At 45.4% G+C, this 19,311-nt stretch carries 15 protein-coding genes and 2 tRNA genes; 11 read left to right on the top strand and 6 right to left on the bottom strand.

What is annotated here, in order from left to right; all coding sequences use genetic code 11:
* Window positions 1–33 precede the first annotated feature (33 nt).
* Together CIK90_RS10080 and CIK90_RS10075 are read right to left on the bottom strand one after the other, a co-directional pair.
* Window positions 34–106 (bottom strand) — tRNA-Pro (locus tag CIK90_RS10080).
* Between the two features lie 207 nt (window positions 107–313).
* On the bottom strand, window positions 314–1,501 hold the full coding sequence (locus CIK90_RS10075) for an aminotransferase class I/II-fold pyridoxal phosphate-dependent enzyme (RefSeq protein ID WP_094391663.1): 1,188 nt from the start codon (window positions 1,499–1,501) through the stop codon (window positions 314–316).
* A 162-nt stretch (window positions 1,502–1,663) separates the two neighbouring features.
* Between CIK90_RS10075 and CIK90_RS10070 the strand changes: the two genes are divergently transcribed.
* The 11 genes from CIK90_RS10070 to CIK90_RS10020 all read left to right on the top strand — a co-directional run bounded on the left by CIK90_RS10070 (window position 1,664) and on the right by CIK90_RS10020 (window position 15,060).
* A complete protein-coding gene (locus tag CIK90_RS10070) occupies window positions 1,664–2,701 on the top strand; it encodes a diacylglycerol kinase family protein (protein ID WP_094391662.1) in 1,038 nt (345 codons plus the stop codon).
* Between the two features lie 195 nt (window positions 2,702–2,896).
* Window positions 2,897–2,968, top strand: a tRNA-Cys gene (locus CIK90_RS10065).
* A gap of 239 nt (window positions 2,969–3,207) precedes the next feature.
* Entirely contained in the window at window positions 3,208–4,428 is a 1,221-nt protein-coding gene (locus CIK90_RS10060) for an HD domain-containing protein (RefSeq protein WP_094391699.1), read from the top strand.
* 49 nt (window positions 4,429–4,477) lie between these two features.
* Window positions 4,478–5,515, top strand: a complete 1,038-nt coding sequence (lpxD, locus tag CIK90_RS10055; protein ID WP_094391661.1) for a UDP-3-O-(3-hydroxymyristoyl)glucosamine N-acyltransferase — start codon at window positions 4,478–4,480, stop codon at window positions 5,513–5,515.
* A 2-nt stretch (window positions 5,516–5,517) separates the two neighbouring features.
* On the top strand, window positions 5,518–6,900 hold the full coding sequence (locus CIK90_RS10050) for a bifunctional UDP-3-O-[3-hydroxymyristoyl] N-acetylglucosamine deacetylase/3-hydroxyacyl-ACP dehydratase (RefSeq protein WP_094391660.1): 1,383 nt from the start codon (window positions 5,518–5,520) through the stop codon (window positions 6,898–6,900).
* A gap of 57 nt (window positions 6,901–6,957) precedes the next feature.
* The gene (lpxA, locus tag CIK90_RS10045; protein ID WP_094391659.1) at window positions 6,958–7,728 is read left to right on the top strand and encodes an acyl-ACP--UDP-N-acetylglucosamine O-acyltransferase; all 771 of its coding nucleotides are present in this window, start codon (window positions 6,958–6,960) and stop codon (window positions 7,726–7,728) included.
* A 1-nt stretch (window position 7,729) separates the two neighbouring features.
* Window positions 7,730–8,617 (top strand): tRNA (adenosine(37)-N6)-dimethylallyltransferase MiaA, encoded by an 888-nt coding sequence (gene miaA, locus CIK90_RS10040; RefSeq protein WP_094436291.1) that lies wholly within the window; start codon window positions 7,730–7,732, stop codon window positions 8,615–8,617.
* Window positions 8,614–11,088 (top strand): transglycosylase domain-containing protein, encoded by a 2,475-nt coding sequence (locus CIK90_RS10035; protein WP_094465184.1) that lies wholly within the window; start codon window positions 8,614–8,616, stop codon window positions 11,086–11,088. Before miaA ends, CIK90_RS10035 begins: the two co-directional genes overlap by 4 nt.
* Before the next feature lie 30 nt (window positions 11,089–11,118).
* Window positions 11,119–12,846 (top strand): AAA family ATPase, encoded by a 1,728-nt coding sequence (locus CIK90_RS10030; protein WP_094446917.1) that lies wholly within the window; start codon window positions 11,119–11,121, stop codon window positions 12,844–12,846.
* 46 nt (window positions 12,847–12,892) lie between these two features.
* A complete protein-coding gene (gene ispE / locus CIK90_RS10025) occupies window positions 12,893–13,735 on the top strand; it encodes a 4-(cytidine 5'-diphospho)-2-C-methyl-D-erythritol kinase (RefSeq protein WP_094465182.1) in 843 nt (280 codons plus the stop codon).
* A 26-nt stretch (window positions 13,736–13,761) separates the two neighbouring features.
* Window positions 13,762–15,060: a serine dehydratase subunit alpha family protein gene (locus CIK90_RS10020; protein WP_094440762.1), complete on the top strand. Its 1,299-nt coding sequence runs from the start codon at window positions 13,762–13,764 to the stop codon at window positions 15,058–15,060.
* Window positions 15,061–15,209: 149 nt separating this feature from the next.
* On the opposite strand, the gene CIK90_RS10015 is transcribed toward CIK90_RS10020, so the two are convergent.
* Genes CIK90_RS10015 through CIK90_RS10000 form a run of 4 tightly spaced genes read right to left on the bottom strand, consistent with a single transcriptional unit; the run spans window position 15,210 to window position 19,155 of the window.
* The gene (locus CIK90_RS10015; protein ID WP_094446916.1) at window positions 15,210–16,007 is read right to left on the bottom strand and encodes a prephenate dehydrogenase/arogenate dehydrogenase family protein; all 798 of its coding nucleotides are present in this window, start codon (window positions 16,005–16,007) and stop codon (window positions 15,210–15,212) included.
* Entirely contained in the window at window positions 16,004–17,068 is a 1,065-nt protein-coding gene (locus CIK90_RS10010) for a bifunctional 3-deoxy-7-phosphoheptulonate synthase/chorismate mutase type II (RefSeq protein ID WP_094440764.1), read from the bottom strand. The genes CIK90_RS10015 and CIK90_RS10010 overlap by 4 nt, the downstream gene beginning before the upstream one ends.
* A gap of 51 nt (window positions 17,069–17,119) precedes the next feature.
* Window positions 17,120–18,286 carry a pyridoxal phosphate-dependent aminotransferase gene (locus CIK90_RS10005; RefSeq protein WP_094391651.1) on the bottom strand — a complete coding sequence of 389 codons (1,167 nt, stop codon included), beginning with the start codon at window positions 18,284–18,286 and terminating at the stop codon, window positions 17,120–17,122.
* Window positions 18,287–18,324: 38 nt separating this feature from the next.
* The gene (locus tag CIK90_RS10000; RefSeq protein ID WP_094465180.1) at window positions 18,325–19,155 is read right to left on the bottom strand and encodes a prephenate dehydratase; all 831 of its coding nucleotides are present in this window, start codon (window positions 19,153–19,155) and stop codon (window positions 18,325–18,327) included.
* Window positions 19,156–19,311 lie beyond the last annotated feature (156 nt).

Below are 19,311 nucleotides of genomic sequence, written 5' to 3'. Positions count from 1 at the left end.
ATATTAAATTCATAGGATCTTTCTTATGTTTTGTCGAGGTGACAGGACTCGAACCTGCGACAGCCTGGTCCCAAACCAGGAACGCTACCAACTGCGCTACACCTCGTTGCTTTATCTAAGCGGGTGCAAAGGTACAAATAATTTGGCAGACAAAAGACTAAAAACAGAAAAATCTTTCATTTTTAACATTATTTTAAGACTTCAGACCTTTTAGTCTTTCATCTGCCACTTTATTATCCGCTTATTCACTCACTCTACATCGGGTTTACAAAGTGCATCCGACGTAAAAAGTGGTAAAAACTGGCTTTCTCTTTTACTTGATAATGCCTTGCTCGACAAATATCTTCTTCAGAATTTCTACAGAGCGCTCCACCTGCTCTTCAGTATGGGTAGCCATGAGTGCATAGCGCACGAGAGTATCCTGAGGTGCACATGCAGGAGGAATAACAGGATTGATGAATACTCCTGCATTAAAGGCAAGTGCTGTTACAAGGAATGTCTTCTCCACATCACGCACATAAAGTGGAATAATAGGACTCTCTGTTTCTCCAATTTCAAAACCTTCTTCCTGGAAACGCTTCAAAGCATACTTCGTTACTTTCCACAAAGCCTCTATGCGCTCTGGCTCTTTCTGCAAGATGTGCAGAGCCTCAAGAGCTGCGGCTGTAGCTGCTGGAGTGTTAGAAGCCGAGAAGATATAGGTACGACAATTATGACGCAGGAAATTGATGGTATCTTTATCTCCTGCAATAAATCCACCAATAGAAGCCAAAGATTTAGAGAATGTTCCCATAATAAGATCTACCTCATCGGTCAAACCGAAATAGTCACAAACTCCACGTCCATGGTCTCCGAATACTCCAATACCGTGAGCTTCATCAACCATGATAGAACAGTTGTATTTATGCTTCAGCTCTACAATTTCTGGAAGTTTAGCCAAATCACCTTCCATCGAGAATACACCATCCACCACTATAAGTTTCACGGCCTCGTGAGGAAGATTCTGAAGCACACGCTCCAAATCTGCCATATCATTATGCTTGTAATGTAGCTGACGAGCAAACGAGAGACGACGTCCATCAACAATACTAGCATGGTCACGATCATCACAGATAATGTAGTCGTTCTTACCCACTACCATTGCCAACACTCCTTGATTCACACTAAAGCCAGTTGACAAGCAGAGGCAGTCGTCTTTATGAACAAACGCCGAGATTTCTTTTTCCAACTTGACGTGAAGATCAAGAGTACCATTAAGAAAACGGCTTCCTGCACAGCCTGAACCATATTGATCCAAAGCAGCTTTAGCAGCATCAATGATTCGCTGGTCACCAGTCAATCCTGTATAAGCATTAGAGCCAAACATCAAAACTTTGTGGCCGCCCATTTCTACCTCCGTACCCTGTTTTCCTGTAATTTCACGGAAATAGGGATAAACACCAGCCTCCATAAATTTCTGAGGCTCGCGATAGTTTTTGTATCTTTCTTGTAATTGTCCCATGAGAATAGTTATCTACAGCTGAGCTGTTTTTATTCGTTTCGAACTGCAAAGTTACACAAATTTTATCAAAACGTGCAAAAAAAGAAATATTATTCGTTATTAAAATGTAATTTTATCTATTTTTGCATACTTTTTGAACGATTATTAGTACATTTGCATCGTATGAACGAAAAGAAAAGAATAACATTCATAGTCAATCCCATATCGGGAACGCATGGAAAGGATGCTATTCCTGACATGATTGCCAGCGAAATCGATGCACAACGCTTCGATGTTACTATCCGATTGACCGAACATGCCGGCCATGCTGCATCAATCGCACGCGAGTGTGCAGACAATGGTGCCGACATCGTCGTGGCAGTTGGTGGCGACGGGACCGTCAATGAAGTGGCGCGATCACTCACCCACACAGACACGGCTTTGGGAATCGTGCCCTGCGGTTCAGGAAATGGCCTTGCCCGCCATCTTTGCTTGCCGCTCAATCCACGCAAGGCATTAGGAGTCATCAACCGGGGTGTCGTAGAAAGTTTCGACTATGGAGTCATCAACGGACTGCCGTTTTTCTGCACCTGTGGCATGGGATTCGACGCGTTCATCTCACTCAAGTTCGCAGAAGCCGGCAAGCGTGGACCGCTCACCTATATAGAAAATGTGCTAAAAGAAGGTCTGAAATACAAGCCAGAAACCTATGAAGTCACCGACGATACCGGTGCACGAAGCTACAAAGCATTCCTCATTGCCTGTGCCAATGCATCACAATATGGCAACAATGCCTATATTGCACCAAATGCAACCATGAAAGACGGTATGATGGACGTCATCATCATGGAGCCGTTTACAGCATTGGAAGCACCACAGATCAGCATCGACCTGATGAACAAGACGCTGACCAACAATTCTAAAATCAAAACCTTTAAGACGCGGTCCATTCATATCCACCGTTCCCAACCTGGCGCCATCCATTACGATGGAGACCCGATCATGACAAGTTCCGATGTCGATGTGCATATCGAACCGGCAGGAATCCGTATCGTCACCAACCCCAATGCCATGGAAGACCCCTGTCAACCCAATCCTTTCCTCAACGCATTCAGCGATTTCTTCAATAATATAAATAATGTTCGCGAGGATATTGAGAAAAGCGGCAGACGTATTCAAGCCATGAACAAACTAATGCTGCGTAAACTATCCAAATTATAAAAAACATGCAATACACCCTAGTCTTCATAGTCCTTGTCTTATGCGTGGGATATATTGCTTGGCGCATTTACCGTCAGCTTTCTGACCACGAAAATCCATGTCAAGGCTGCAAAGGATGCGAATTAAGCAAAAAAAACAGGAAAAAATTTGGTTGTTCAAAAAAATAGTATTACCTTTGCACTCGCTTAACAACAAGGTGCCTTGGATGAGTGGCTTAGTCAACGGTCTGCAAAACCGTCTACGGCGGTTCGAATCCGCCAGGCACCTCAAGAGTAAGGTTAACAGAAAGAGAGTCCACACGACTCTCTTTTTCTATATCATAAAATACTGCACAAGCCACATAGCTTCCACCAGGACATAATCAACCAGTCCACAAAAAAAATGTGTGGCTTATTTTCCTCTTCAGTTTTTACGGGTACAACGAAAATAAACGAAAGAACACAGAAGATTTGCTTTTTAGAAATATTATGCGTATCTTTGTGTATCATTTTGAAAACCACCTGCCCATGAACGGATATTCCATCATCAACGACCCGGTTTTCGGTTTTATAAAAATCGGAAAAGGACTGCACTACGATATCGTGCAACACCAGTTGTTCCAACGCTTGAATCGCATCAACCAACTCGGACTCGCATCTGTGGTATATCCAGGAGCACGACATACACGCTTCCAGCATTCCATCGGCGCCTACCACTTGATGTCAGAAGCAATCAAGTCGTTACTTGAGAAAGGCGTATATATCTTCGACATGGAAGCGGAAGCTGTTCTTGCAGCCATCCTCATGCACGACATCGGTCATGGCCCTTTCTCACATGCCCTGGAGAATACGCTCATCCACGACATATCGCACGAAGAGATTTCCATGATGATGATGGAACGCATGAATGAAGACTTTCATGGCGCTCTCAACCTCGCCATTTCTATCTTCAAAGACGAATACCACAACAAGATATTCCACCAACTCATTTCCAGCCAATTGGACATGGACCGTCTCGACTACCTGCGTCGCGATTCATTCTTTACCGGAGTGACTGAAGGAAACATTGGCAGCGATAGAATCATCAAGATGCTCAACGTGGTGGATGAACAACTCGTGGTGGAGTCGAAAGGTATATATTCAATAGAAAACTACCTGACAACGAGACGTCTGATGTACTGGCAGGTCTATCTGCACAAAACCGCCGTAGGATACGAAAAAGTATTGATCAACACACTACGAAGAGCAAAAGACCTCGTAAGAAAAGGAAATTCCCTTTTCGCCCCTCCCGCCCTCGCCTATTTTCTGAACAACGACATCAGCGCAGAAGACTTCCGGACCCAAAGTGCTGCATTACGCCATTATGCCGACCTTGACGATTGCGATATATGGAGTACACTCAAGGTATGGAGATACAACGAAGACAAAATTCTTTCCACTCTTGCCACAGACATGCTCGACAGAAGACTATTTAAAGTAGAAGTTCTTGAAAACGCTCCTGACAAGCATACTATCAACGAGATACGCAAGAATATTGCAGACACATTAGACATCTCTCTCGAAGAAACTGAATACATGGTATCCGTCGCTGAAATAGGCAAAGATATGTACAATCCAGAAGACGACAGCATCGGTATTCTTTACAAAGACGGTACCGTTAAGGATATTTCAGAGGCTTCAGAAATTCTCAATGTACAACTACTTTCCAAAAAAATACGCAAATATTACCTTTGTTACCAAAGAGTTTGAGAAAAAAATTGTAACTTTGCACCAATTTAATAATATTACAAACAAAAATATGGAGTTTACAGCCAAACAAATAGCCGATTTTATCGGTGGTCGTGTAGAAGGTGACGATAACGCCACTGTACACACTTTTTCGAAAATTGAAGAAGGCACAAAAGGTTCCATTACCTTCTTGTCAAATCCAAAATACACACAGTATATTTACGACACCAAGGCAAGTATTGTTCTTGTCAACAACGATGTGGTACTGGACCACCCTGTAGAAGCCACACTCATCCGTGTGGAAAATGCTTATGAGTGTGTGGCTAAATTGTTGCAACTCTATGCCGCAAGCATGCCCAAGAAGAAAGGCATCGATCCACTGGCATTCGTTAGCCCAACCGCAAAAATCGGCGCAGATGTATATATTGGGGCCTTTGCATACATTGGAGACGGCACAACAGTTGGCGACAACACTCAGATTTACCCCCATACTGTAGTAGGCGACGGCGTGAGCATAGGCAACGATTGCCTGCTCTATCCCAACGTCACCATTTATCAGGGTTGCCGCCTGGGTAACGACGTGACAATCCATGCTGGTAGCGTGATTGGTGCAGACGGATTCGGTTTTGCCCCCAGCCAAGAGGGTTATGATAAGATACCACAAATTGGTATCGTGGTCATCGAAGATCATGTAGAAATTGGTGCCAACACATGTGTTGACCGTTCTACCATGGGACAGACCGTACTTCATAAGGGTGTGAAGATAGACAACCTCATCCAGGTGGCTCACAACTGTGAGATTGGTGAGAACACGGTAATGTCTGCCCAGGTTGGCCTTGCTGGTTCTACTAAGATAGGCGCTTGGTGTATGGTAGGTGGACAGGCAGGATTCTCTGGTCATATCCACGTGGCAGACAAGACATTCATCGGTGCACAGGCTGGCGTAATCAGTAACACAAAAGGCAATGGTGAGCAATTGATTGGTTCTCCTGCCATTGAACCAAAGGGATTCTTCAAATCCTCTGCCATTTTCCGTAAGTTGCCCGATATGTATCGTGAACTCAACATGCTTCGTAAAGAACTCGATGAATTGAAAAAACAAAAATAAATATGAAACAGAAAACTTTGAAAGGCAGTTTCTCCCTCTTCGGAAAAGGACTGCACACCGGTCTGAACCTCACCGTGACTTTCAATCCTGCTCCAGAGAATACAGGATATAAAATCCAGCGTATCGACCTTGAAGGGGAGCCTGTCATCGATGCCATTGCAGAGAATGTCGTTGACACCCAGCGTGGCACGGTTCTTGCTAAAGGAGAAGCCCGCGTAAGTACCGTAGAGCATGGTCTTGCCGCCCTTTACGCCTTAGGCATCGACAACTGTCGTATTCAGGTGAATGGTCCTGAATTTCCTATTCTCGACGGAAGTGCTATACAGTATGTCAACAAAATCAACGAAGTGGGCATTGAGGAACAGAATGCGCCGAAAGACTATTACATCATCCGCAAGAAGATTGAGGTAAAAGATGAGCAAAGCGGCTCTACCATCACCATTCTGCCTGACGAAGAATTTTCACTCACAGCCATGTGCTCGTTTGAGTCGAAGTTCATCAACTCTCAGTTTGCAACCCTCGAAAAGATTGAAGCTTTCCCCACAGAGATTGCTGCAGCACGTACCTTCGTCTTTGTAAGAGACATACAGCCCCTGCTTCAAGCTAATCTGATTAAAGGCGGCGACATGGACAATGCCATCGTTATCTATGAGAGAAAGATTAGTCAAGAGCAACTCGACCAACTGGCAGACATGCTTCAGGTGCCCCACCTTAACGCAGAGGATTTAGGATATATTCAGCACAAGCCATTGGTATGGGAGAATGAATGTACACGCCACAAATTGCTTGACATCATCGGCGATATGGCTCTCATCGGCAAACCCATCAAGGGACGTATCATCGCCACTCGTCCAGGCCATACCATCAACAACAAGTTTGCCCGTCAGATGCGCAAGGAGATTCGCAAGCACGAAATCCAAGCTCCTATCTACGATCCCAACGACGAACCGGTGATGGACATCAACAAAATTCGTGAATTGCTGCCCCATCGTTATCCCATGCAACTGGTTGATAAGGTTATCGCCTTAGGAGCCAGCAGCATTGTCGGAGTGAAAAATGTGACAAGCAACGAACCTTTCTTCCAAGGCCACTTCCCCGAAGAACCCGTCATGCCTGGCGTGTTACAGATTGAAGCCATGGCACAATGTGGCGGTCTGCTAGTACTCAACACACTGGAAGAACCTGAGCGCTGGTCCACATATTTCATGCGTATTGACGATGTAAAATTCCGCCAGAAGGTAGTACCGGGCGACACGTTGCTGTTCAAAGTTGACCTGTTGGCACCTGTACGCCACGGTATTTCCAGCATGAAGGGATACATCTTCGTGGGTGATCACGTGGTAGCAGAAGCCACCTTTACCGCACAAATAGTAAAAAACAAATAATAACATCACGGTGTCTGCATACACAAACATATGCAGACCCTCTTAATTTTATAATATATGAATCAGATTCATCCTATGGCTATCGTTGATCCCGAGGCAAAACTCGGTGACAACAATGTGATTGGACCTTTCTGTGTCATTGACAAGAATGTTATCATTGGCGATAACAACAAGCTCTACAACGGAGTCACACTACACTATGGTACACGTTTGGGCAACGGTAATGAGATTTTCCCTGGCGCATCAATCTCCACCAAACCTCAGGATTTGAAATTCAAAGGTGAAGATACAACCTGTGAGATTGGCGACAACAACTCTATCCGCGAGAACGTTACCATCAGCCGTGGTACTGCCTCAAAAGGCAAGACCGTTGTAGGCAACGGCAATCTGTTGATGGAGAATATGCATATCGGTCATGACTGTGAGATTGGCAACGGTTGCATCATTGGTAACTCTACCAAATTTGCAGGCGAAGTCATCGTTGACGACTTTGCCATCATCTCTGCATGCTGCCTGTTCCACCAGTTTATCCATATCGGAAGCTATATCATGTTCCAAGGCGGCTCACGTACCAGCCAGGATATTCCTCCTTTCGTGATTGCAGGTAAGGAACCTGTACGCTATGCTGGCGTCAATCTGATCGGCCTGCGTCGTCGTGGATTCTCCAACGAGACCATCGAGGCCATTCACGACAGCTATCGCATCATCTACTCTAAAGGAATCCTCAAAGAGGGTGTTGCAGAGGCACGTGCCAAATATCCCGACTCAAAAGAGGTCGATTATATCTGCTCATTCATAGAGAACTCCAAGCGTGGAGTAATCCGCTAATATGCATACGTTGATTGTCGTCACCGGTCCTACGGCAGTGGGAAAAACCGCATTGACCATACGTTTGGCCAATCATTTAGGTATTCCCATCATCAATGCCGACTCCCGTCAGATATACCGGGAGATGAGAATCGGTACAGCGTCACCGAGCATAGAGCAGCAACAACAAGCACATCATTATTTTGTAGGCACCAAGAGTATTGCAGACTATTATAATGCCTCTATGTATGAGCAGGAAGTGATGCAATTACTCCAAGACGACCATCATCCTTATGCACTCCTATCGGGAGGAAGCATGATGTATATAGATGCTGTCTGCAATGGTATTGACGATATTCCTACCATACGTGATGACGTCAGAAAGGAGATGAAACGTCGTTATACAGAAGAAGGTCTTGAGGCTTTATGTGAAGACCTCAAACGTCTGGACCCAGAACACTATGAGATAGTAGATAAGCAAAACTATCGACGCGTGATACACGCATTAGAAATCTGCTATCAGACAGGGAAGACCTACACATCATTTAGAACACAAGAAAAAAAACAAAGACCCTTCCGTATTATCAAGATAGGACTGAACAGAGACCGTGAACAACTCTATCAACGGATCAACGCGAGAGTTGACGAAATGATGCAGCAAGGATTTTTAGAAGAAGTTGCTGCACTCCGTGAATACCGACATCTCAACGCACTCAATACCGTTGGCTATAAAGAACTGTTTGACTATATGGACGGGCGCTGGTCATTAGAAGAAGCCATAGAGCGTATCAAGGGGAGCACCCGTCGTTATGCTCGTAAGCAATTGACCTGGTATAAACGTGACGAAGCCATGAGATGGTTTCATCCTGAAGAAGAAAAAGACATTTTGAAGTATATTGATAATCTATGAAAGAGAGAATCGTTGAGTTTACAGCAAAAGCACGTCAGTGGCTCAAGAAATCATGGCTATGGTATAAAAGCTTGTATCAGGGACGTGCCTGGTACGTGAAAGGTGGTGTAGGATTTGCCTCGTTAATTATAGCCTTCATCTTCTACCTCATCATGGTAGATGTCAATTTTCTGTGGCTCTTCGGCAAGTCACCGTCCTTGAGAGCTATTATGCACCCAAAAACCATACAAGCATCAGAACTATATAGTGCTGACGGTGTCATGATTGGTAAGTATTTCAGCGAAAACAGAACCCCTGTTGCCTACGAAGAGATTAACCCTGTATTCTGGAAAGCTTTGATAGACACAGAAGACGAACGTTTCTACCATCATTTCGGTATTGACTTCCAGGGCGTTTTTGCAGCAGCAAAAGACTTTGTGGTTCACCATGATGCTCGTGGTGCCTCAACCATCACCCAACAGTTGGTGAAAAATATGTTCCGTGTTCGTACTGAGTATTCCACAGGTCTGTTGGGCAACATCCCTGGTGTAAAAATGCTCATCATGAAAAGTAAGGAATGGATTACCGCTGTGAAGATTGAGATGTTTTTCGATAAAAAAGACATCCTCACCATGTATGCTAATACAGTGGATTTTGGGTCCAATGCATACGGCATCAAAACTGCAGCAAAAACATATTTCGGTACCACACCAAAGGAATTGACCCCTGAACAGGCTGCTATTCTTGTCGGTCTGCTCAAGGCTACAACCTATTATAATCCCCGAACCAATCCCGACAATTCCTTCAAACGTCGTAATGTGGTACTCGACAACATGCGTCGACACAAGGATCTGACACGTGAAGCTTACGACACCCTTTCCAAGAAACCTATCCAACTCGACTATAGTGTGGAGAACAATTACGATGGACAGGCACAGTATTTCCGTGAGGCCGTTGCTGATGAACTTCACGACTGGTGTAAGGACAATGATATTGATCTCTACAGAGACGGTTTGAAGATTTACACCACTATTGATACGCGTATGCAGAAATACGCAGAACAGGCTGCAAAGCGACAGATGCGTATCATCCAACGTAACTTCAACAACCACTGGTCTGGCCAGAACCCATGGCAGGATGAGCGCCATCAGGAAATTCCTAATTTCATTGAAGATCTTGCCAAAAAATTGCCTTATTACAAATATCTGAGTCAACGATACGACAATAATACCGATTCTATCAACTACTATCTGAACCTTCCACACCCTGTGAAGTTGTTTGATTACGACGAAGGCATCATCGAGAAAAATATCTCAACGCTCGACTCCATCCGTTATATGGAACATTTCATGCACTGTGGATTCGTTGCAATGGAACCCGAGACGGGTCACGTAAAAGCATGGGTCGGTGACCTCGATTTCAGAACATGGAAGTACGACAAGGTGAAGTCGATGCGTCAACCAGGTTCTACGTTTAAGCTCTTTGTCTATGCTGAGGCCATGAACCAAGGTATTACTCCTTGTGACACACGTGAGGACTCCTATTTCTCTATGAAAGTCTTCGACAGCAAGAAAAACGAAGAAGTATTATGGGCCCCAACCAATGCCAACGGACGTTTCTCCGGTGCTAATGTCACGCTGAAACAGGCTTTCGCCATGAGTATCAACTCTATTGCTGTCAAACTCGGCCAAGAATGTGGTATTCCCAATATTGTAAAAACCGCACACGATATGGGTATAAAAAGTAAGTTGGATGCTACCCCTGCACTCGCCTTGGGTAGTAGCGATGTCAACCTCCTTGAACTCGTCAATGCATATTGTACACCGGTCAATGACGGTAAAACACACAACCCCGTCCTTGTCACCCGTATCGTAGATCGCGACGGCAAAGAAATCTATACTGCTCCTGAAGAGGAGAAACAAGTATTGACCTACAAGAGTGCTTTTCTCCTCCAACAATTGCTGCAGGGCGGTATGCAAGGAACAAGTTCTGCATTGGGACGCTGGACCAACCAATTTGCTCGTGATACAGATTTCGGCGGTAAGACTGGTACTTCTAACAACCATTCCGACGCATGGTTTGTTGGTGTTTCCCCACATCTCGTTGTCGGAGCATGGGTAGGCGGTGAATACCGTTGTATCCACTTCCGTACTGGAGCATTAGGTCAAGGGTCCAAGACAGCTCTTCCCATCTGTGGAGACTTCTTAGAACAGGTTCTTGGAGACCCTGCATTCAAAATGTATCGTGCTAAATTCGACAAACCACACGATACAGACATCACCATGCAAATGTATAGTTGCGGTGGCTATTTCAAAGAGCCTGCCGATTCAGACTCTATTGCCAGCGATAGTATCCAGCATATCGAACTGGAACAGCCCAATGAGAATGCTGTTGATCCTGCTGCTCCTGTTACGCCATCACCTGATGGTAACCAACACGGAACGCCCTCCCAACCGAAGGCTGCAGAGGAGCCCAAACATACGGAAATTTAATTTTGCAAGACCTTTAACAGACCTTCTGTATTGAAATCGTCTATAGACACTACCAATGCGGAGTGGCAATCGGCACTCCAGATTGTCAACTTTACCCGTCGCTCGCTTTTCCTTACTGGGAAGGCAGGCACGGGTAAATCTACTTTTCTGCGTTATGTGTCTGAACATACAAAGAAGAAACACGTCATCCTCGCACCAACAGGTATTGCTGCCATCAACGCAGGAGGACAGACAATCCATAGTTTCTTCAAACTTCCTTTCCACCCGCTTCTTCCTAACGACAGCCGGTATGATGCACGCCATATCCGCAAAAGTTTGAAATATAGCGGAGACACAATCAAGATGTTGCGTGAGTTGGAACTCATCATCATCGATGAAATATCGATGGTTCGTTCTGATATCATCGACTTCATTGACAAAGTATTGCGCATCTACTGCCACAATATGCGTGAGCCATTCGGAGGCAAACAACTCTTACTCGTTGGCGATATCTTCCAGTTACAGCCTGTGGTGAAGTCTGACGAATGGCAACTCATGCAACCATTCTATGCTTCTGCCTATTTCTTCTCTGCCTCCGTTTGGCAAAAGATGGATCTCGTTAGTATAGAATTACGGAAAGTATATCGGCAAAAGGATGAAGATTTCATCCACATACTGGACCGAATCAGAAGCAATACCACAACGGATCATGACCTGCGAATCATCAATCAACGACTGGGGGTTTCTTTCCATAACAGCCAAGACGAGATGGCTATTACCTTGGCTACCCGTCGAGATACAGCAGAACATATCAACAACGAACAACTGGCAGCTCTTGAAGGCAAAGCTACCGTCTTCAACGGAAAAGTCCTTGGAGAATTTCCTGAGAGTTCCTACCCTGCCCCTATTGCGCTAGAGGTGAAACCTGGCGCACAGGTGATCTTTATCAAGAACGACAAAGAACACCGATGGGTCAATGGTACCTTAGGGGTTGTCGTCGCCCTTGACGAAGAAGAAGGTATCATCACCATTTGCGACGAGACTGGTCATGAGCACGACGTAGAACGTGCCATTTGGGAAAATATGCGCTATACCTTCAATGAGAAGGAACAGAAGATAGAAGAGGAATTGCTCGGTTCATTCATCCAGTTTCCAATCCGACTGGCATGGGCCATTACCGTTCATAAGAGTCAAGGACTTACCTTCCGTCATGTGCGTATCGATTTCACAGGAGGCGCCTTTGCCGGCGGACAAGCCTATGTGGCATTAAGCCGATGCACCTCCCTGCAAGGCATTTGTTTAGAGTCGCCACTTCGTCGCAGCGACATCTTTGTCAAACCCGAAGTAATCGCGTTCGCTCAGCGATACAATAACAGCAGCCTCATCAACAAAGCCCTCCATGAGAGTAAAGCCGACTACGAATACAGGGAGGCCATGAGTGCTTTCGACGAACGCGATTTTCAAGCATTTCTGAAACATTTCTTCATCGCCATCCATAGTCGTTACGACATCGAACGGCCTGCTGCACAACGACTCATCCGCAGAAAACTCGCTGTCATCACCCAACTGGAAGAACAACGGCAGGAGGCTATCAACAAACTACATGATCGTGATGAGATGCTCAAACGCTTGGCTGTAGAATATGTCTCATTGGGACGTGAATGTGAGAAAGAACACATGACAGATGCCGCCATCCGTAACTATGAGAAAGCGCTTGAACTATACCCTGAGGCTCATGAAGCTAGCCGACGTATCAAAGTATTGAAGAAGAAGAAATAAAATAACGTGGACCGGTAAGTGTGATACAAAAAAAAACAAATGAACTATGCTACATACAGACATCATATTCCCTTTAGCAAAAATCAATCTCGGCCTCAATGTCGTAGAGCGCAGACCTGATGGATATCACAACCTTCAGACCGTGTTCTATCCTGTCCCTATCATGGATGCTCTTGAAGTGTCTGAGATGAACGATGCCTTTCCATCTACCGTTGACTGCGACCTGAAGGTGACTGGTATTGACGTAGAAGGTGACGAACAACGCAATCTGGTGGTGCGCGCCTACCATCTGTTGAAAGATGAGTTTCCAACATTGCCACGACTGCACACCCACCTCTACAAAGGCATTCCTACACAGGCTGGAATGGGTGGAGGATCAAGTGACTGTGCTGCCATGCTGACTCTGCTGAACAGAATGGGAAATCTCAACCTCACAGCGTCACAACTCATAGAACGGGCTGCAAGACTTGGAGCCGACTGTCCGTTTTTCATTCTCAACAAACCTGCTTATGCGGAAGGGATTGGCGAACGGTTACGTCCTATCTCATTGGATTTGAAAGGATGGTATCTCTGTGTGGTACGCCCCAATATCCCTGTCCCCACACGTGAAGCCTTTGCTCATATCACCCCACGTCATCCTGAACATTGTTGCCTTGATATCGTTTCGCAACCTGTGGAAACATGGCGCGACCTACTGGTCAACGATTTCGAATATAGTGTCTTTCGTGCACACCCACAGTTGGCTGCCGTCAAAAAGCAACTCTACAACCTTGGTGCAGTCTATGCAGCAATGAGCGGCAGCGGTAGCGCCCTTTTCGGTCTTTTCCGTAGGCCTGTCAGTTTTCCATGCACCTCACCCGATACATTCACCACTTGTCTGCAACTCTAAAATGAATAAACAATAATACAAAGCTTATGATTGATACCATTAGACAAAACGAGATTCTCGAACTGATGAAACGAGAGATTGTACCCGCCGTTGGATGCACAGAACCTATGGCAGTAGCCCTTTGTGTGGCACGTGCCACAGAACTCCTTGGTAGAACTCCCGACCATATCAATGTCCTACTCAGTGCTAACATTCTAAAAAATGCTATGGGAGTAGGAATTCCCGGCACGGGTATGATAGGTTTGCCCATTGCCATTGCTTTGGGTGCGCTGATTGGCTGTTCTGACTATCAACTCGAGGTCTTGAAAGACCTTGATGCACAGTCTCTTGAACTCGGCAAACAATATGTCAAGGACAACCATATCAACATCGGTCTCAAGGCTGACGCTTGCGATAAACTATACATCGAGGTAGAATGTAGTTCCGACGATTCTTCCCTACCTCATCATGCCACAGCCATCATCTCAGGCGACCATACCAATATCGACTATCAGGCAACGGATGACAAAGTCCTTGTTGACCACCGCAAGCCTGCTACATCGGAAGAGGGTGAAGAACACGTCTCCTTGACCATGCAGACAGTCTATGACTTTTCCATCTCTGCTCCCATAGACGAACTCCGTTTTATTCTACAAACAAAAGAGTATAACATGCGTGCGGCTGCCGAAGCTGTCAAAGGCAATTATGGTCATTGTTTAGGTAAGACGATGGACCGTCCACTCAGCCATGGCATTTTTGGCAATACCATGTTTTCCCATATCATCTCCAAGACAGCCTCTGCTTGTGACGCTCGTATGGGAGGTGCTATGATTCCCGTAATGAGTAACAGCGGTTCGGGCAATCAGGGAATCTGTGCCACCAATCCTGTTGTAGTATTTGCTGAGGAGAATGAGAATACCGAGGAAGAACTCATCCGTGCCTTAACGTTAAGTCACCTCACCGCCATCTATATCAAACAAAGTCTCGGCAGACTGAGTGCCCTCTGCGGTTGTGTTGTGGCCAGTATCGGTTCCAGTTGCGGTATTACTTACCTCATGGGCGGCCAATATGCGGATATCTGCCACTCCGTGAAGAATATGATAGCCAACTTAACAGGAATGATTTGCGACGGAGCAAAACCCAGTTGTTCATTAAAGATCTGCTCTGGTGTTTCCACAGCATTACTCTCTGCCCTATTGGCTCGCGAAGGCAAGCATGTCACCGAAGCAGAAGGTATTATAGACCATGATGTGGATTGTTCTATCCGCAATCTGACGAGTATCGGCAAGGAAGCGATGTGTGCTACCGATGAAATGGTATTGACTATCATGACCAACAAATCATAACGTACGATACGACGATTGTCGCTTATCAGTCGGTATAAAACCCAACAAGACTGGCCTATCATGAAGGTCAGTCTTGTTGTTTTATTGATATCGCATGAGACTGGTTGTCAGATATATCTTCATCTGCAATCAGTCGTCAGAATGGGACATCAACTATGTTTGATTTCTATGTCACGTCGCACGTTGTCTCTGATTTTTGTTAGATACGCTTTCATGCCCACAGCATCACGATTGTCGATAATCTCTAGCAACTCTTTCAACTCTGTGCGAATCTGAGCCACCTGATCATGGGTATAGGGATTGAAAAGGATTTCCTGCAATAGGTAATCATCTTCGTTGAGAACCCCTTGAGCAATCTTCATGTGACGCTTGAACGTTGTTCCTGGCGCATCCTGATGTTTCATAACGGCAGCAAAGACGAAGGTTGAAACAAATGGGATAGAGAGGGAGTAAGCAACTGTTCTGTCGTGTTCGTCAAATGAATACTCATAGATATTCAGTCCCAGTTTCTGATAGAGGTCCTTGAAGAAGATGCGTCCCATATAGTCACCTTCGTTGATGATAATGGCATTTTCCTCTGACAACTGCTGCAGATTGGCAAATGTAGGTCCAAACATCGGGTGTGTAGAAACATAAGGATGACCTGTCTTTTCATAGAAATCTTTCAGACCTGTTTTAACCGATGAAATATCGCTGATAATACAGTCCTTCGGGAGGAAAGGCATCACCTCTTCAAATGCCGCGATAGTATATTTCACGGTAACGGCATTGATGACGAGCTCTGGTTTAAACTGTCTGATTTCCTCTAAATCAGCAAAGCGCTGACAGTTATAGGTAAACCGCATTCGCTTGGCATCTTTTTCATAGACCGCCACTTCATGGTCAAAGCTAAGCAGGTCTATGAAGAAGCTCCCCATCTTTCCTGCCCCTAATACGAGTATTTTCATTTGTTGATGATTTCTATCTGTTGTCTTACTGATTCTTCGTGAATGTTTTCAAATACCTTGGCAACAAACTCTGGTGCCATGCCGCAGAGTGCACCTTGTGCACCTCGTTTGTCGAGGATTTCGTTATAACGTGATGTCTGAAGTACGGTCATGTTGTGTTCTTTCTTGTAGTGACCTATCTCACGGCAGACACGCATACGTTTTGAGAGCATTTCCATGAGCTGGTTGTCTATCTCGTCAATCTGCTTGCGGAGTTGTACGATACCCTCTGTGGTGACAGTTTCATCACGTATAACGAGCAACGAGAGGATGTAGTCAAGAACATCGGGAGTCACCTGCTGTTTAGCGTCGCTCCATGCCTTGTCTGGATCGCAATGGCTTTCTACAATCAGTCCGTCAAAACCAAGGTCCATGGCTTGTTGACAGAGCGGAGCAATCAGTTCGCGTCGTCCTCCTATATGACTGGGGTCGTTGATGATAGGAAGATCGGGAATGCGTCTGTGCAGCTCGATAGGAATCTGCCACGTGGGCAAGTTACGGTAAATCTTATTGTCGTAGCTTGAGAATCCGCGATGAATGGCTCCGAGCCTCTTGATGCCTGCAAGATTGAGGCGTTCCAGTGCTCCTATCCATAATTCGAGATCTGGGTTGGTTGGATTTTTCACCAATACGGGCACGTCTGTACCTTTCAACGCATCTGCGAGGGCTTGCATGGCAAAGGGGTTTGCTGTGGTTCTTGCTCCTACCCACAACACGTCGATACCATATTTCAGAGCGAGTTCCACATGTTCTGGCGTTGCAACTTCTGTGGCTGTCAACATGCCTGTTTCCTTTTTCACCTGTTGCATCCATGGCAACGCTTTTTCTCCGTTACCCTCAAATCCTCCTGGCTTTGTTCTGGGTTTCCATATTCCTGCACGAAACATGTGGCATCCGTAATTGGCCAGTTGTCGTGCTGTGGTCATCACCTGCTCTTCTGTCTCTGCACTACAAGGTCCTGCAATGACGAAGGGACGTTCGTTGTCACTCGGAAGTCTCAAAGGTTCTAATTCCAATTCCATAATATCTTGTTTTTGTTTTTATCTGTTATTTATTATTTACTGCTAAATAGCTTATTTTCTCATCATATCTGCAATACGTGTTAGTGCCTCCTGTAGCTTTTCCTCTTTGGCACAGAGGGAGATGCGAATATAACGTTTGCCGTTGGATCCAAAGATGAATCCTGGTGTAATGAATACCCGTGCATCATGGAGTACCTTTTCTGTCAACTGTTCCACATCATCATACTGATCAGGAATTTTTCCCCACAGAAACATTCCTACCTGATGGGGATCGTAACTGCAATGGAGCGTTTCCATAATCTGCTCTGCATAGTGTCGGCGACGGCGATAGGTGTCGATATTTGCCTCTTGATGCCATTCGTCGCTATTGTCGTAGGCTGTTGCGGCAGCCAGTTGCAGTCCTCTGAATGTTCCACTGTCTACATTACTCTTCACCTTCAGAATCCATGATATAAACTGAGCGTTGGTAGCACAGAGTCCTACGCGCCATCCTGGCATATTGTGTGATTTCGACATGGAGTTGAACTCGATACAACAGTCTTTTGCTCCCTCTACCTGAAGAATGGAGAGGTGTTCTTCATTAAGGATAAAGGAATAGGGATTGTCGTTGACCACTACGATATGGTGTTTCTTGGCAAAGTCAACCAGTCTTTCATAGGTTTCGCGCCTTGCATTTCCTCCTGTGGGCATATTGGGATAATTGGTCCACATGAGTTTCACCTTGCTGAGGTCCATCTGCTCCAGTTCGTCGAAATCCGGTTGCCATCCATTGGCCTCCACAAGATTGTAGTTGACCACCTTTGCTCCAAGGAGTTTGCTCAGCGAGGTATAGGTAGGATAACCTGGATTGGGTACGAGGACTTCATCGCCAGGATTGACGAAAGCGAGCGTCACATGGAGAATGCCCTCTTTCGAACCGATGAGTGGCAATACTTCAGTTTGAGGATTGAGTTGCACTCCATACCATCTATTATAGAATCCTGCCATCGCCTGTCTTAGTTCTGGCGTTCCCATGGTCGGTTGATAGCCATGCGCGTCTGGCTGTTTGGCCACCTCACAGAGCTTGTCAATAGTCTGTGGTGACGGGGGCATATCCGGACTTCCAATGGCAAGGCTGATAATATCCATACCTTGTGCGTTGAGTGCAGCCACTTCTTTGAGTTTTCGGCTGAAATAGTATTCACTAACGAGTGTAAGTCTGTCTGCTGGTTGTATCATGACGTGTTATTGTTATTGTTCAAGTAAATTTCTGTCTGTCAATTCTCTCGATATTCGCCCAGTACGGTGAGTTCCTTGGTCAAAGGCATAATAGCGTCAACGGCCTGTCTATACCGTGTAAGACTGTTGTAGGTCACATCCACATAGAACAGGTATTCCCATTCGTGTCCGATGACCGGGAGCGACTGTATCTTCGTGAGGTTGATCTTATAGAACGACAGTATGCTGAGCACCTGAGAGAGCGAACCTTCCTCGTGAGGTAATGAGAATACCAGACTTGCCTTGTTGGCTTTCTCCAAGGGTCTGAGGAAGTCTGCTTTCTGTGGCTGACAAGTGACCAGGAAACGTGTGAAGTTATGCTTGTTGTCTTCAATATGGTCTTCCAGTATCTTCAGTCCGTAGAGTTTGGCAGCCTCAGCACTACAGATGGCTGCCCATCCGTGATATTGATGTTCCTTGATATCCTTGGCACTTCCTGCTGTATCTTCGCCTTCCACATTTTTGATGTTAGGATGTTGTGCCAAAAACTGTCTGCATTGCATTAATGCAACGGGATGTGAGTGTACCTCGGTAATGGTGTCCCACGAATCATCAGGCAGACAGCAGATGCAATGTGAGATATGCAGTTTGTATTCCCCTACTACGGTTGCTCCCGACGAACGTAACAGTTCGTAATTATGGAGTAGCGAACCGGCAATAGTATTTTCTATAGCTGTCATTCCTATCATGGTAGGATCCTGCTTCATATGCTCAAACACCTCCTCGAAGGTGGCGCAGCAAACGAGTTGTATCTGTTCTCCTTCAAAATACAGGTGTGCTGCCATATCATGAAACGATCCTATGATTCCTTGTATTGCGATTCTTTTCATTATCTTTTTTATCTTTATATTAAAAGAAATCCCGCTTTCACATGTAAGTGAAGCGGGACCTTATTATCGTTCGTTGTTAGTTCATTTCAAGTTACGGCCAACCGCTTCACAGTATCCTGTAAAGTAAAAGTAATAACCGTAAAAGAATGCCTTGTT

The organism is Prevotella sp. P5-126, from assembly GCF_002251185.1.
GTDB lineage: Bacteria > Bacteroidota > Bacteroidia > Bacteroidales > Bacteroidaceae > Prevotella.
Note: the sequence above shows the minus strand (reverse complement) of the source record. Positions and strands in the feature narration are given on the sequence as shown.